The organism is Roseateles sp. Mitsp63, assembly GCF_059491535.1.
The window spans coordinates 3,985,436-3,998,973 of sequence record NZ_CP168509.1 but is presented as its reverse complement, the minus strand read 5'-3'; the positions used below and the strand labels follow the sequence as shown (position 1 = coordinate 3,998,973).

Here is a 13,538-nt window from a genome sequence, read left to right as displayed (position 1 = left end):
CGCCGGGCGTTCAGGGCCGCAGCTTCTCCAGCACTTCCGACCGGAACTCGCGCTGGTAGAGCACGTAGACCACGCCCGCGGCGGCCAGCATCAGCGCCCAGGGCGAGAAGAACCAGCCCACCACCGGGAACGCGAGGTAGTAGCCGCGCAACCCGTCGTTGAAGGCTTCCGCGGCCATGCCGACGACGGCGCCCGCGCGGTCGGCGAACTGCTCGCGGGCCTCGTGGCCGAGCTGCGCGAACTGGCCGGCCTCCGGCGCGGACGCCACCAGCAGTGCCCCGAAGGTGTACTGCCGCATGCTCCAGGTGAAGCGGAAGAAGGCGTACACGAAGATGCCGGTCAGCAGCGCCAGCTTGAGGTCGAACACCAGCGTGCTGGTCTTCACCGTGAAGGGCAGCTCCAGCACCAGCGCGCTGGTCTGCTCGCTGGCGCCCAGCGCGGCGAGCAGGCCGCCAATGATCAGGATGGTCGTGGAGGCGAAGAAGGACGGGCTCGACAGCAGCGCCTGGCTGACCGCGCCGTCCAGCACCCGCATCTCGCGGTAGGTCAGCTGCAGCATCCATTGCCGCCGCACGCGGTTGGTGATGGCGAGCAGCGAGCCGCGTTCCTCGGCATGCCGCTTGGAGAACTGGGCATAGCCCACCCAGGTCAGGAAGTACAGGGCGAGCGCGAACCAATCGAGCAGTGGCAGCGCGGACAGCAGGGGGCGGAGCGTGGGCATCGCGCGAGTGTAGGGGCGCTCCGCGCCGCGTCCGCCTCGGCCGGGTCCGGCGGCGGGTCCTGCGGCCACAGCGCCAGCAGTGTCGAGAGGTCCATCAGCGCGGCCGCCACGTGGGCGGCCAGGCCCTTGAGCACGGCGTCGACGACCTGGACTTCCGGCGACCGTCCCAGCCAGGCGGGCAGCTCGAAGCCCGTGGACTGGCAGCTCAGGCACTCGAAGCCGCCCGTCTCCGGATCGAACCGAATGTCGATCACGCGGCGCGCCGTGGCGATGCGGCCGGCGGTGAGCGGGGAACGGCGGCCGAAGCCGGGGCGCGTGCCGTCGACGCGTACGCCGTGGTCGGCGGGCCGTTCGCCGCGGCCGGCCAGCAGGCCGCCCCGCGCCGCCAGCGGTTGGGTATCGGGGCAGCCCATGGACACGGGCGGCGGCTGAACGAGGCACGGCAGGCGAACTGGCATCGCGAGACTCCGCCCGGACGCCGGCCGGCCGCGACATGTGGCCGGCCGGTCCGGGCAGGGCGGCAGTGCGACCCGCTGGAAGCGGAGTTCCAAGGGCGCCCGCCGGGGGGAGGCTCAGACCGGCAGATCGAACACCAGCACCTCGGCGTCCTGGCCGGCCTCGACCGCGAGGCGGTCCTCCTTGGCGAGCTGCAGCGCATCGCCGGCGCCCAGCGATTCGCCGTTGACGCGGACCTGGCCGCGCACCACATGCACGTAGGCGAGCCGGCCGGCGTCGAGCGGCAGCTCGGCGCGTTCATCGCCATTGAACAGTCCGGCGTACAGGCGCGCGTCCTGGTGGATGGACACCGAGCCGTCCGCGCCGTCCGGCGAGGCCACCAGGCGCAGCCGGCCGCGCTTGTCGGCGTCGGCGAAGTGCTTCTGCTCGTAGCCCGGCGTCACGCCCTGGCGGTCCGGCATGATCCAGATCTGCAGGAAGTGGGTCTCACCCTCCTTCGAGTGGTTGAACTCGCTGTGCATGACGCCCGTGCCGGCGCTCATGCGCTGCACGTCGCCGGGACGGATCACGCCGGCGTTGGCGCCGCCGGGCTTGCCGTTGCCCATGCTGTCCTGGTGCGCCAGCTCGCCGCTCAGCACGTAGCTGATGATCTCCATGTCCCGGTGGCCGTGGGTGCCGAAGCCGGTGCCGCCGGCGATGCGGTCCTCGTTGATCACCCGCAGCGGGCCGAAGCCCATGCGGCGCGGGTTGTAGTAGTCCGCGAACGAGAAGCTGTGGAAGCTGTTCAGCCAGCCGTGATCGGCATGGCCGCGGTCCGAGGACTTGATGACTTCACGCATTTGAATGCTCCTTTGTCCGGCCCGTCCGGGCCTGCTGTGTTTGCGATGACTTCACTGTAGGCAAGCGGGCTTCTCCCGAGGGGGAGGGGCCTTGAAGCCAGCGTTCAAATAAGATGAAGGGATGTCACAGCAAGACAAACGACGGGTGCTGACGCCCGAGGCGCTGGCCATGATGGACAGCATCGCCCGCAGCGGCAGCTTCGCGGCGGCGGCGCGGGAGATGGGGAAGGTGCCGTCGGCGCTGACCTACTCGGTGCGGCAGCTGGAGGACGCGCTGGATGTGCTGCTGTTCGACCGCAGCTCGCGCCAGGCGGTGCTGACGGCGGCCGGGCAGGAGCTGCTGACCGAGGGCCGGCGCCTGCTGCAGGAGATGGACGCGGTCGCGAACCGCGTCAAGCGCGTGGCCACCGGCTGGGAGAGCGAGCTCACCATCGCCTTCGACGACGCGGTCGCGCGGCGGGCGATCTTCGATCTGATGGAAGCCTTCTATGAGCAGAAGGAGGACGGCAAGGCGCCGCCGACCCGGCTCAAGCTGCGCACCGAGGTGCTGTCCGGCACCTGGGAGGCGCTGATCTCCGGCCAGGCCGACCTGGCCATCGGCACCACCGCGCAGCCGCCCGGCAGCTCGGTGGTGTGCGAGGTGCTGGGGCCGATGGAGATGGTGTTCTGCGTGGCGCCGCATCACCCCTTGGCGGGGTTCGAGGGGGTGCTGACCTCGGCCGACATCGCGCGGCACCGCATCGTGGCGGTGGCGGATACCGCGCGTCATCTGGCGCCGATGACGGTGGGCGTGGTGCCCGGGCAGGAGGTGCTGACCGTGCCGTCGATGGCGGTCAAGCTCGAGGCGATGCTGCGCGGACTCGGGGTCGGCTCGCTGCCGACGCCGATGGTGCGGCGCCATGTCGAGGCCGGCCGGCTCGTGATGAAGCAGACCTTCCAGGGCGTGCGCGTGTCGCCGATGCATTACGCCTGGCGCAACACCGGCCACCGGCCGGCGAAGGCGCTGGCCTGGTGGCTGGAACGCCTGAAGAGCGAGGCCACGCGGCGCTCGCTGCTGGAGCAGCACGAGGGCCTGCTGCTGTGAGTCCGGGCCGCTACGTCGGGCGCTTCGCGCCGTCGCCGACGGGGCCCCTGCATGAAGGCTCGCTGGTCGCGGCACTGGCGAGCTGGCTCGACGCCCGCGCGCATGACGGGCGCTGGCTGATCCGGATCGAGGATGTGGATGGGCCGCGCTGCCCGCCCGGCGCGGATGCCGTCGTGCTGTCGCAACTGGCGCAGGCGCGGCTGCTGCCGGACGAACCGCCGGTGTGGCAGTCCAGGCGCGGCGCGGCTTACCAGCAGGCGCTGGACCGGCTGGTCGCGGCGGGGTGGGCCTATCCGTGCGGATGCTCGCGCAAGGACATCGCCGAGGCGATCGCGGCCCGCGGCGGGCACAAGCCGCGGCATGGCGAACTCGTCTATCCCGGCACCTGCCGGCATGGCCTGAACGGCAAGCCCGCGCGCGCCTGGCGCCTGAGAAGCACCGCCACGCTCGCCGGCGATGCGCCGCTGCGCGTCGACTGGCGGGACCGGCGTCTGGGCGGGCAGTCGCAGGACTTGACGGCGGAGGTCGGGGATTTCGTGCTCAAGCGGGCGGACGGGCTGTGGGCGTACCAGCTGGCAGTGGTCGTCGACGACGGTTGGCAGCGCATCACGGACATCGTCCGCGGCGAGGATCTGGCCGACAACACGCCACGGCAGATCCGGCTGCAGCAGCTGCTCGGGCTGCCGGAGCCGCGCCATCTGCACACGCCGCTGGTGCTCGGCGAGAACGGCGAGAAGCTCTCCAAGCAGAACGGCGCGCTGGCGCTGGACCTGCGCGATCCGCTCGCCGCGTTGAGGCGGGCCGGCGCGCGGCTGGGGCTGCCCGTGATCGACGCTTCGACCACGCCCGACTGGCTCGCGCACGCCGTACGGGCGTGGAGCGCACGGCTGCGCATGCGATAGGGCCTTCGGCGGCTGGCATGATCGTGGTTTTCGCTTTTTGAGGACCTCCCACCATGCAAACGACCGACAGCGGCCTGCAATTCGACGACACCACGCCAGGCACCGGCGCCACCGCCAAGGCCGGCCAGGATGTGAAGGTCCATTACACCGGCTGGCTGTTCAAGGACGGCCAGAAGGGCGCCAAGTTCGATTCGTCCAAGGATCGCGGCGAGCCGTTCGAGTTTGAACTCGATGGCGGCATGGTCATCAAGGGCTGGGATGAAGGCGTGCAAGGCATGCAGGTCGGCGGCACGCGCGTGCTGGTCATCCCGCCGCAGCTCGGCTATGGCGCCCGCGGCGCGGGCGGCGTGATTCCGCCCAATGCCACGCTCATGTTCGAGGTGGAGCTGCTCGGAGTGTCTGGCGGTTCCGAGCCGCTGACGCTGGGCAACCTCGCCAAGACCGCCTCCGGACTCCAGTTCGAGGACGTCAAGGAAGGCGAGGGCGCCATCGCCGAAGCCGGCAAGCGCGTCACGGTGCACTACACCGGCTGGCTGTACAAGGACGGGCAGCGGGGACGCAAGTTCGATTCGTCCAAGGATAGGCGCGATCCGTTCCGCTTCCACCTGGGCGCCGGGGAAGTCATCAAGGGCTGGGATGAAGGCGTCCAGGGAATGAAGGTCGGCGGCACGCGCTTCCTGGTCATTCCGTCGGAACTTGGCTACGGCGCGTACGGCGCCGGCGGCGTCATCCCGCCGCACGCGACGCTGCTCTTCGAAGTGGAACTGCTTGCAGTCTGACCGCGCGAGCCCCCCAACCCCTGCTGAGTTAGAACTCCCTCGCCCCCCGCGAGGGGGGAGAGGGCAGGGGAGAGGGGGCTGGTGGCCAGCGCTCAGCTGCTCCCGATCGCCAGCAGCGCATTCACCGCGCTGCCGGTGCTGCTCACGCTGGTGTCCTCCAGCCTGACCCGAGGCGCCGCGGCCAACTGCGGAAAGTGATTGGTCAGCGACCGTTCATACCCCGGGTCGTAGTGCTCTCGCATGAGCTCCCCGAAGAGCTCGGCCCATTGCCCGCCTCGCGCCATTCCTTGCCATCGCTCGACGCGTTCCCTGCCGCGCAGCGTCGCCAGCCCGGCGATGAGTGCATTGAACCCTTCGGGATCCGCCTTGAAATGGGCGTAATCCTCCAGCAGCAACTGCACGCGCCCTGCCTCGGCCATGTCGATCCACACGCAGCGCCCGTGCTGCCGCAACCGCAGATGCAGGGCTTCCGGCAACTGCACGCCGCCGATCTTGCGGCTCTCGCTCTCGACGAAGACAGGCCTTGCCGGATCCAGCCGGACCAGCGCCTGCCACAGCGCCGTGTCGAAGGCCTTCTGGCTGGGCTGCGGCTGATCGGGCAGGGCGCCGAGCACCGACCCGCGATGGCGCGCCAGCGCCTCCAGATCGAGCGTTTGCGCCCCCGCCGCCGCGAGCGCCTGCAGCAGCCGCGTTTTCCCCGACCCGGTCCGGCCGCACAGCACGACGAAGTCGAAGCGGCCCGGCTGCTCTCCCAGCGTTTTCAGCACCTCGCCCCGGAACGCCTTGTACCCGCCGACGAGCTGCAGCGACTTGAAGCCGATCTGGTTCAGGAACCAGTTCATCGCGCCCGAGCGCTGCCCGCCGCGCCAGCAGTACACCAGCGGCCGCCAGTGCTTCTGCATCATGGGCCGGTGCGTGTCGAGATGCCGGGCGATGTTGCGCGCCACCATCGCCGCGCCGAGCTTGCGGGCCTCCAGCGGATCCTGCTTGTACAGCGTGCCGACGATGCGCCGCTCGTCGTTGTCGAGCACCGGCCAGTTGAGCGCGCCGGGCAGATGGTCCTCGGCGAACTCGCCGGGCGAGCGCACGTCGATGACGGCGCTGAATTCCCCCAGGCGCGCGAACGCGTCGGCCGAGGGGATGACGTGGTACTGGCTCATTGAACGGACAGCGCGTCCAGCAGCTCGCTCTCGATCTGGAGTTGCATGCGGCTCTGCTGCAGCGCCGCGCCATCGAGCAGGAAGGTGTCCTCGACGCGCTCGCCGAGCGTGGACACCTTCGCCAGCTGCAGGTTGATCCCATGCCGCGCCAGCACGCGCGCGATCGCGTAGAGCAGGCCGGCGCGGTCGGTCGCGCTGACCGACAGCAGCCAGCGCTGTGCCCGCTCGTCGGGCCGCAGCGAGATGCGCGGCGTGAAGGGGAAGCTCTTGACCCGCCGCGACAGCCGGCCCTTGCGCGGCTCGGGCAGCGGCCCCGGCGCCACCAGCGCCTGGCCGAGCTTGGACTCGACCAGCGCCGTCAGGTCGCGGTGATGCAGGTCCAGCTCCGGCGCGATGACCTGGAAGGTGTCCAGCGCATAGCCGCTGCGCGTCGTGTGCACCTTGGCGTCCAGGATGTTGAAGCCCGCGCCATCGAAGTAGCCGCAGATCCGCGCGAACAGGTCCTGCTGGTCGCGCGCGTAGACCAGCACCTGCAGGCCTTCGCCGACCGGCGAGGGCCGCGAGCGCACCACCGGCTCGGCGCTCTCCACGTGGCGCCACAGCGCCCGCGCATGCCAGGCCAGGTCCGGCGCGTCATGCCGCGCGAAGTAGCTCAGGTCCAGCGTCTTCCACAACGCGTCCTCGGTGCCCGGCAACTGCGCCTTCAGCGCCAGTTCCTGCCGCGCCTCCTGCTTGCGCGCCTCGATCTCGGCCGCCATGTTGAGCTTGGCGCCACCCAGCGCGCGCAGCGTCAGCCGGTAGAGGTCCTCGAGCAGCTTGCCCTTCCATGCGTTCCAGACCTTGGGCCCGGTGCCGCGGATGTCGGCCACGGTGAGCAGGTACAGCGCCGTCAGCGTGCGCGCGTCCTTCACCCGCCGCGCGAACTGCTGGATCACCTCCGGATCGGACAGGTCCTCCTTCTGCGCGACGCGCGACATCGTCAGGTGATGCTCCACCAGGAACACCACCAGCGCCGCGTCCGCCTTGGGCAGGCCATGCGCGCGGCAGAAGCGCCGCGCCTCGACCGCGCCGAGGTCCGAGTGGTCGCCGCCGCGTCCCTTGGCGATGTCGTGGAACAGCGCCGCGATGTACAGCAGCGAGGGCCGGTCGAACTGCGCCGCCAGCTGCGAGCAGAACGGGTATTCGTGCGTGTGCTCGGGAATGAAGAAGCGCCGGATGTTGCGCAGCACCATCAGGATGTGCTGGTCCACCGTGTAGACGTGGAACAGGTCGTGCTGCATCTGCCCGACGATGCGCCGGAACACCCACAGGTAGCGGCCCAGCACCGAAGTCTGGTTCATCAGCCTGAACGCGTGGGTCTGGCCCTGCGGCTCCTCCAGGATGCGCAGGAACATCGCGCGGTTTGCCGGATCGCGCCGGAACGCGCTGTTCATCAGCCCGCGCGCGTTGTACAGCGCGCGCAGCGTCTTCGCGGACAGGCCCCGGATGCCGGGCGCCTGCTGGTAGATCAGGAAGGTCTCGAGGATCGCGTGCGGCTCGCGCTCGTAGAGATCGTCGGCGGCAATCTCCAGCATGCCGCTGCGCTCCAGGAAACGCGCGTTGATCGGACGCGGCTCGTTGCCCTGCGTGCCGTTGATCTGGTCCTCGAGGTTGAGCAGCGTGATCTGGTTCAGCTGCGTGACCGCCTTGGCCGCCCAGTAGTAGCGGCGCATCAGCTTCTCGGACGCGCGCAGCGAGCGCGTGGACTCGTAGCCGAAGCCTTCCGCCACCGCCGTCTGCAGGTCGAAGACCAGCCGGTCCTCGCGCCGCCGCGCCACCAGGTGCAACTGGCAGCGGATGGTCTTGAGCAGGCCCTCGTTGCGCTGCAGCTGGCGGGCCTCGAAGGGCGTGATCAGGCCCTTGGCGGCCAGCTGGGGCCAGGTCTTGCCCAGGCCCGCGCCGCGCGCGATCCAGATCAGCACCTGCAGGTCGCGCAGCCCGCCGGGGCTCTCCTTGCAGTTGGGCTCGAGCGCGTAGGGCGTCTCTTCGTACTTGGTGTGGCGCTGGCGCATCTCCAGCGTCTTGGCGCGCATGAACGCGCGCGGATCCAGCGCGTTGCAGAAGGCCTTGTCGAAGCGCCGCACCAGCGGCCGTGAGCCGGCGAGCCAGCGCGACTCCAGCAGCGCGGTCTGGATGGTGACGTCGGCGGCGGCCTCGTCCAGGCATTCCCGCAGCGTGCGCACCGAGGAGCCGATCTCCAGCCCGATGTCCCAGCACGAGGTGATGAAGGCCTCGATCGCCTGCTTGAGCGGACCGGGCTGGTCGGGCGCGAGGCCCTCGGGCAGCAGCACCAGGACGTCGACGTCCGAATGCGGGAACAGCTCGCCGCGCCCGTAGCCGCCGACCGCGACCAGGGCCGCGTCCGGCGCCGCCGCGGCGATGCCGGCATCGGCCCACAGCGCCTGCAGGCTGGCGTCGACGTGCCTGGCCAGCTGGCGCATCAGCCGCGTGGCGGCGGAGACGCTGGTCTTGGCGGCAGCGAATTCCTCGAGCAGCGCCTGCTTGCCCGCCTTGAAGCGTTGGCGCAGTTCGGCCACCGGCGAAGCGCCGGCCCCGCCGGGCATCCTGGCGTTCATGGACGCTCCGCGGCGGTCAGGCCGGGACGGCCGGCGGCTGCACGAATTCCGGCGGCGGCGGGGTGCCGGCGGACTGGGTCAGGATCTCGTAGCCGGTTTCGGTGACCAGCACCGTGTGTTCCCACTGCGCCGACAGCGAGCGGTCCTTGGTGACGATGGTCCAGCCGTCACCCATCTCGCGGATCTCGCGCCGGCCGGCATTGATCATCGGTTCGATCGTGAAGACCATGCCCGGCACCAGCTCCTCGAGCGTGCCCGGACGGCCGTAGTGCAGCACCTGCGGCTCCTCGTGGAACTTCTGGCCGATGCCATGGCCGCAGAACTCGCGCACGATGCTGAAGCCGGCGTTCTCGGCGAAGGTCTGGATCGCGTGGCCGATGTCGCCCAGGCGCGCGCCGGGCTTGACCTTCTGGATGCCCTTCCACATCGCGTCGTAGGTGAACGAGCACAGCCGTTTCGCGGCGATCGAGCCCTCGCCGACGACGAACATCCGGCTCGTGTCGCCATGCCAGCCGTCCTTGATCACGGTGACGTCGATGTTGACGATGTCGCCGTTCTTCAGCGGGCGGTCGTTGGGGATGCCGTGGCAGACCTGGTGGTTGATCGAGGTGCAGATCGACTTCGGGTACGGCGTGTAGCCCGGCGGCTGGTAGTGCAGCGGGGCGGGGATGCCCTGCTGGACGTTCACGATGTAGTCGTGGGCCAGCTTGTCGAGGTGGTCGGTCGTGACGCCCGGCTTGACGTGCGGGGTCAGCATGTCCAGCACCTCGGACGCCAGACGGCCGGCGATGCGCATGGCGTCGATGTCGGCGCCGGTCTTGATCGTGATGGTCATAGGGCGCGCATTTTAGGCGCTTGGCCATCCCCTCGCCGGGGGAAGGCCCGGCGCCTCCCCGGCGCCGGTCTCAATCGGCCCAGACGATCACGCCCGTGTAGGCCGTCACCAGCACCACGATGCCGAAGGCGATGCGGTACCAGGCGAAGGGCACGAAGCTGTGGCTCGCGATGTAGCGCAGCAGCCAGCGCACGCAGATCCAGGCGCTGACGAAGGAGAAGAACAGCCCCACCGCGAACAGCGGGATGTCCGCCGCCGACAGCACCGCGCGCTCCTTGTACAGGCTGTACAGGCCGGCGCCGATCAGCGTCGGGATGGCCAGGAAGAAGCTGAAATCGGTGGCCGCCTTGCGCGACAGGCCCAGCAGCATGCCGCCGATGATGGTCGCGCCGGAGCGGCTCGTGCCCGGCACCATCGCCAGGCATTGCACGAAGCCGACCTTCAGCGCGTCCAGCGGCGACATCTGGTCGACGTCCTGGATGCGCACCGCGGTCTGCTGGCGGCGCTCCGCCCACAGGATGATGAATCCGCCCAGGATGAAGGTGCTGGCCACCACGATGGGGGTGAACAGGTGCTCCTTGATGACCTTGCCGAACAGCAGGCCCAGCACCACCGCCGGCAGGAAGCCGATGGCCACGTTCAGCACGAACCTGCGCGCGCGCGCGTCGCTGCCCAGGCCCGCGGCCGTCTCGCGCAGCCGCTGCCAGTAGACGATGACCACGGCCAGGATGGCGCCGGTCTGGATGGCGATGTCGAAGACCTTGCCCCGGGCGTCCTCGAAACCGCCGAGCAGCGAGCCCGCCAGGATCAGGTGGCCGGTCGACGAGATCGGCAGGAATTCGGTCAGGCCCTCGACGATCCCCATGATCGCGGCCTTGATCAGCAGCACAGTGTCCAACTTCGACTCCAATTCGGGTCGCCTCGCGCGGGTCCGGAGGCGGTCGGCGCGGATCATAGCCGCGGGTCGTGACCGGCTTGACCGCCTCGAAAGCCCACAGCTACATTACTGACCGGTTAGTCAGTTAGCAGTCCCGCCCATCCCCATGCCTCGCGCTTCCGCCAAGACCGCCAGTCCGGCGCCCCCCTCCGCCCGTCAACGGCGCAAGGAGGCGCGGCCGCAGGAGCTGCTCGAGGCGGCGCTGTCGCTGTTCGTCGAGAAGGGCTTCGCCGCCACCCGTTCGGAGGAGGTCGCCGCCCGGGCGGGGGTGTCCAAGGGGACGCTCTATCTCTATTACCCCTCCAAGGAAGAGCTCTTCAAGGCGGTGGTCCGCGAGTCGCTGGGCGCGAAGATCGCCGAGGGCGTCGCCGAGCTGGGCAAGCACCAGGGCTCGATGGCGGAACTGCTGACCTGGATGCTGTGGAGCTGGTGGGAGCGCCTGGGCCTGACCCCGGCCGGCGGCATCCACAAGATCATGATGAGCGAGGCCGGCAACTTCCCCGAGCTGGCCGCCTTCTACACCGCCGAGGTCATCGAGCCCAGCTGCGCGCTGCTGGCCGAGGTCGTGCAGCGCGGCATCGCCTCGGGCGAGTTCCGCGACGTCGACCCGGACGCGACCGTGATGGTGCTGATCGGTCCGGTGCTGCATCTGGTGCTGCACCAGCATTCGATCGGCGCGGCCGGCGTCGCGCATACCCACAAGCCGACGCCTGAGCAGGTGCTGGACCTGCAGCTCGAACTCATGTTCGAGGGACTTCTCAACCGCCCGCGCGATCCGGCCACGGCCCGCCCGCCCGCCTAGAATACCGCCCGCATTCGGCGCGCCATGGGGCCGCCCAGAGGACTGAACATGAACTTCGAACAAGCCCGCTTCAACATGATCGAACAGCAGATCCGTCCATGGGATGTGCTGGATCCCTCGGTGCTGGCCCTGCTGGCCGTGGTCAAGCGCGAGGACTTCGTGCCGGCCGCCTATCGCAACGTGGCGTTCACCGACGTCGAGCTGCCGCTGGCCAATGGCCAGAAGATGCTGCCCCCGCGCGTCGAGGCCCGCTGGATGCAGGAACTGCAGATCGAGCGCCACGAGAAGGTGCTCGAGATCGGCACCGGCAGCGGCTACATGGCCGCGCTGCTGGGCCACAAGGCGCAGCAGGTCTTCACCGTCGAGAAGGACGAGCAGTTGGCCGCGCAGGCGCGCGACGCGCTGCGCCGCAACGGCGTGCTGAACGTGACGGTCGTGGCCGGCGACGGCGTCAAGGGCCTGCCCGGCGAGGCGCCGTTCGACGTCATCCTGCTGTCGGGCTCGGTGCCGCAGGCGCCGCAGGCGCTGCTGGACCAGCTCAAGATCGGCGGGCGCATGGGCGTGATCGTCGGCGAGGAGCCCGCGATGACCGCGCGCATCGTCACCCGCACCGGCGAGCGCGAGTTCGCCACGAAAAACCTGTTCGAGACCGTCGTCCAGCGTCTGGACGGCTTCGACACGGCCTCGCACTTCACGTTCTGAGCGGCCGGCGGCGCGGCTGGCCCGGCAAGCAGCCCGTCGCGCCGTATTGCCAACAAGGGGTGCGAAGTCTGCAAGTCGTCGCATTTCTTTCGAGACAGGCGGGGGAGGTGATCTATAACCTCGCCCGCGGCACCGTCAGGCGGATCGGAGGCGATCGATCCGGCCGTGCCGAGCTACTGAATCCCGGCCGCGGCGTTGTCGCGGCCGGTCCGCAGTCGGACCGATCCGAAGAACATTACATCGATACGAGGATGCCTCATGGCCGCTGAACGCCGTACGTCTCCGACCTCCCGCCTGCCGCGGGTCTCGCTTCTCGCCGCGGCGCTCGCGCTGATGGGGGGGGCGGCCCAGGCGCAGAGCCTGCAAGAGCTGTACGACGCGGCCCGCGCCTACGACGCCACCTACCTGGCGGCCCGGGCGACGGCGGATTCGGCCCAGTACCGCTACGGCCAGACGCAGGCGCTGGCACGGCCGTCGGTGGGCCTGGGCGTCGGGGCCACCCGCAGCGAGACCGACCTGCCGGCCATCCCCACCCTGGGCGGCACCACCAATCCGGGCTGGCAGGGCAACACCACGACCAACGCCGGCCTGAACGCGAAGTACGCGATCTTCAACCGCCCGAACGCCGGCAGCATCGAGCAGGCGCGCCTGGGCGTCGACGTCGCCCAGTCCGATCTGCAGAACGCCGAGCAGGACCTGATCGTGCGCGTGGCGCAGGCCTATTTCGACGTGCTGGCGGCGAAGGACACGCTGTCGACGTCGAGCGCGAACAAGGCTGCCATCGCGGAGCAGCTGGCCTCGGCCAAGCGAAATTTCGAGGTCGGCACCGCGACGATCACCGACACCCGCGAAGCGCAGGCCCGATATGACCTGGCGACCGCCCAGGAACTGGCCGCCGACAACGACCTGCGCGTCAAGCGCGTGACGCTGGATCAACTGGTGGGCCGCGCCGGCGTCGAGCCGCGTCCGCTGGCCGTGCCCGTGGCGCTGCCGCCGGTGGCGCCGTCCACCGTCGAGCCCTGGGTGAGCCAGGCCGAGAGCGCCCATCCCTCCATCCGCAAGGCCCAGCTGGGCCTGGACATCGCCAAGATCGAGATCGAGCGCGCGCAAGGGGCCCGCTATCCGACCGTCGACCTGAACGCCACGCTGGGCGTGCAGCGTCAGACCGGCGAAGGCCTCAGCTACACCGGCACCACGAAGTCCGGCACGCTGGGCGTGTCGGTGAACCTGCCGGTCTACAGCGGCGGCGCGATCACCAACCGCATCAAGGAAACGATGGCGCTGGAGGAGAAATCCCGCAACGACCTGGACTTCGCCCGCCGCAGCGTGGAGGAGGGCACCAAGCGCGCCTTCTTCGGCGTGCAGTCGCTGCAGGCGCAGGTCAAGGCCTACGAGGCCGCCGAGGCCTCGTCCAAGCTGGCGCTCGAGGCGACGCAGCTCGGCTACAAGGTCGGCGTGCGCGTCAACCTGGACGTGCTGAACGCGCAGACCCAGCTCTACACGACGCAGCGCGACCTGGCCAAGGCGCGCTACGACGTGCTGGTGAACAGCCTCAAGCTGCGCCAGGCCTCCGGCCAGCTGCGCCCCGAGGACGTCAGCGCGATCAACACGCTGCTGGCGAAGTAAGGCGCCCGCGGACCTGATCCGGCGAAGGCCGCCCGCGGGCGGCCTTCGTGCATCCGGGCCGCGCCGCGAGCGGCCGGTGA

The 13,538-nt window shown here is 69.9% G+C and carries 13 protein-coding genes and 1 pseudogene; 7 read left to right on the top strand and 7 right to left on the bottom strand.

Translation table 11 applies throughout. The annotated features are described in order from the left end of the window. Positions 1 to 10 precede the first annotated feature (10 nt). The 3 genes from ACEN96_RS17440 to ACEN96_RS17430 form a co-directional block, all read right to left on the bottom strand. Positions 11 to 721 carry a DUF599 domain-containing protein gene (locus tag ACEN96_RS17440; RefSeq protein ID WP_495584347.1) on the bottom strand — a complete coding sequence of 237 codons (711 nt, stop codon included), beginning with the start codon at positions 719 to 721 and terminating at the stop codon, positions 11 to 13. Next, positions 649 to 1,179 carry a hypothetical protein gene (locus ACEN96_RS17435; protein ID WP_495584346.1) on the bottom strand — a complete coding sequence of 177 codons (531 nt, stop codon included), beginning with the start codon at positions 1,177 to 1,179 and terminating at the stop codon, positions 649 to 651. Before ACEN96_RS17435 ends, ACEN96_RS17440 begins: the two co-directional genes overlap by 73 nt. Positions 1,180 to 1,293: 114 nt before the next feature. After that, entirely contained in the window at positions 1,294 to 2,016 is a 723-nt protein-coding gene (locus tag ACEN96_RS17430) for a pirin family protein (protein WP_495584345.1), read from the bottom strand. Positions 2,017 to 2,137: 121 nt separating this feature from the next. On the opposite strand from ACEN96_RS17430, the gene ACEN96_RS17425 reads away from it, so the two are divergent. From ACEN96_RS17425 to ACEN96_RS17410, 4 genes and pseudogenes are all read left to right on the top strand, one after another. Next, a complete protein-coding gene (locus ACEN96_RS17425) occupies positions 2,138 to 3,100 on the top strand; it encodes a LysR family transcriptional regulator (protein WP_495584344.1) in 963 nt (320 codons plus the stop codon). Next, positions 3,097 to 4,002, top strand: a complete 906-nt coding sequence (gluQRS, locus tag ACEN96_RS17420) for a tRNA glutamyl-Q(34) synthetase GluQRS (protein WP_495584343.1) — start codon at positions 3,097 to 3,099, stop codon at positions 4,000 to 4,002. The genes ACEN96_RS17425 and gluQRS overlap by 4 nt, the downstream gene beginning before the upstream one ends. Before the next feature lie 53 nt (positions 4,003 to 4,055). After that, positions 4,056 to 4,400, top strand: a pseudogene (locus tag ACEN96_RS17415) (FKBP-type peptidyl-prolyl cis-trans isomerase); the annotation flags it as partial. Beyond that, a complete protein-coding gene (locus tag ACEN96_RS17410) occupies positions 4,374 to 4,781 on the top strand; it encodes an FKBP-type peptidyl-prolyl cis-trans isomerase (RefSeq protein WP_495588631.1) in 408 nt (135 codons plus the stop codon). The pseudogene ACEN96_RS17415 and the gene ACEN96_RS17410, both read left to right, overlap by 27 nt. A 92-nt stretch (positions 4,782 to 4,873) precedes the next feature. On the opposite strand, the gene mnmH is transcribed toward ACEN96_RS17410, so the two are convergent. The 4 genes from mnmH to ACEN96_RS17390 form a co-directional block, all read right to left on the bottom strand. Next, positions 4,874 to 5,941 carry a tRNA 2-selenouridine(34) synthase MnmH gene (gene mnmH, locus ACEN96_RS17405; protein WP_495584342.1) on the bottom strand — a complete coding sequence of 356 codons (1,068 nt, stop codon included), beginning with the start codon at positions 5,939 to 5,941 and terminating at the stop codon, positions 4,874 to 4,876. Next, positions 5,938 to 8,556: a [protein-PII] uridylyltransferase gene (locus tag ACEN96_RS17400; protein WP_495584341.1), complete on the bottom strand. Its 2,619-nt coding sequence runs from the start codon at positions 8,554 to 8,556 to the stop codon at positions 5,938 to 5,940. Before ACEN96_RS17400 ends, mnmH begins: the two co-directional genes overlap by 4 nt. 16 nt (positions 8,557 to 8,572) lie before the next feature. Beyond that, a complete protein-coding gene (gene map / locus ACEN96_RS17395) occupies positions 8,573 to 9,391 on the bottom strand; it encodes a type I methionyl aminopeptidase (RefSeq protein ID WP_495584340.1) in 819 nt (272 codons plus the stop codon). 70 nt (positions 9,392 to 9,461) lie between these two features. Further along, on the bottom strand, positions 9,462 to 10,289 hold the full coding sequence (locus ACEN96_RS17390) for an undecaprenyl-diphosphate phosphatase (protein ID WP_495584339.1): 828 nt from the start codon (positions 10,287 to 10,289) through the stop codon (positions 9,462 to 9,464). Between the two features lie 145 nt (positions 10,290 to 10,434). Here ACEN96_RS17390 and ACEN96_RS17385 point away from each other — a divergent pair, with 145 nt between their 5' ends. The 3 genes from ACEN96_RS17385 to ACEN96_RS17375 all read left to right on the top strand — a co-directional run bounded on the left by ACEN96_RS17385 (position 10,435) and on the right by ACEN96_RS17375 (position 13,458). Then, positions 10,435 to 11,130 carry a TetR/AcrR family transcriptional regulator gene (locus ACEN96_RS17385; RefSeq protein WP_495584338.1) on the top strand — a complete coding sequence of 232 codons (696 nt, stop codon included), beginning with the start codon at positions 10,435 to 10,437 and terminating at the stop codon, positions 11,128 to 11,130. Between the two features lie 48 nt (positions 11,131 to 11,178). After that, positions 11,179 to 11,832 (top strand): protein-L-isoaspartate O-methyltransferase family protein, encoded by a 654-nt coding sequence (locus ACEN96_RS17380; RefSeq protein ID WP_495584337.1) that lies wholly within the window; start codon positions 11,179 to 11,181, stop codon positions 11,830 to 11,832. A gap of 258 nt (positions 11,833 to 12,090) precedes the next feature. Continuing rightward, a complete protein-coding gene (locus ACEN96_RS17375; protein WP_495584336.1) occupies positions 12,091 to 13,458 on the top strand; it encodes a TolC family outer membrane protein in 1,368 nt (455 codons plus the stop codon). Positions 13,459 to 13,538 lie beyond the last annotated feature (80 nt).

What these genes read in the sequence shown, in the direction of transcription:
- mnmH (WP_495584342.1), bottom strand. Translation starts at nt 5,941, where the DNA reads ATGAGCCAGTACCACGTCATCCCCTCGGCCGACGCGTTCGCGCGCCTG.
- ACEN96_RS17440 (WP_495584347.1), bottom strand. Translation starts at nt 721, where the DNA reads ATGCCCACGCTCCGCCCCCTGCTGTCCGCGCTGCCACTGCTCGATTGG.
- ACEN96_RS17400 (WP_495584341.1), bottom strand. Translation starts at nt 8,556, where the DNA reads ATGAACGCCAGGATGCCCGGCGGGGCCGGCGCTTCGCCGGTGGCCGAA.
- ACEN96_RS17375 (WP_495584336.1), top strand. Translation starts at nt 12,091, where the DNA reads ATGGCCGCTGAACGCCGTACGTCTCCGACCTCCCGCCTGCCGCGGGTC.
- ACEN96_RS17410 (WP_495588631.1), top strand. Translation starts at nt 4,374, where the DNA reads ATGTTCGAGGTGGAGCTGCTCGGAGTGTCTGGCGGTTCCGAGCCGCTG.
- ACEN96_RS17385 (WP_495584338.1), top strand. Translation starts at nt 10,435, where the DNA reads ATGCCTCGCGCTTCCGCCAAGACCGCCAGTCCGGCGCCCCCCTCCGCC.
- ACEN96_RS17425 (WP_495584344.1), top strand. Translation starts at nt 2,138, where the DNA reads ATGTCACAGCAAGACAAACGACGGGTGCTGACGCCCGAGGCGCTGGCC.
- map (WP_495584340.1), bottom strand. Translation starts at nt 9,391, where the DNA reads ATGACCATCACGATCAAGACCGGCGCCGACATCGACGCCATGCGCATC.
- ACEN96_RS17430 (WP_495584345.1), bottom strand. Translation starts at nt 2,016, where the DNA reads ATGCGTGAAGTCATCAAGTCCTCGGACCGCGGCCATGCCGATCACGGC.
- ACEN96_RS17435 (WP_495584346.1), bottom strand. Translation starts at nt 1,179, where the DNA reads ATGCCAGTTCGCCTGCCGTGCCTCGTTCAGCCGCCGCCCGTGTCCATG.
- ACEN96_RS17380 (WP_495584337.1), top strand. Translation starts at nt 11,179, where the DNA reads ATGAACTTCGAACAAGCCCGCTTCAACATGATCGAACAGCAGATCCGT.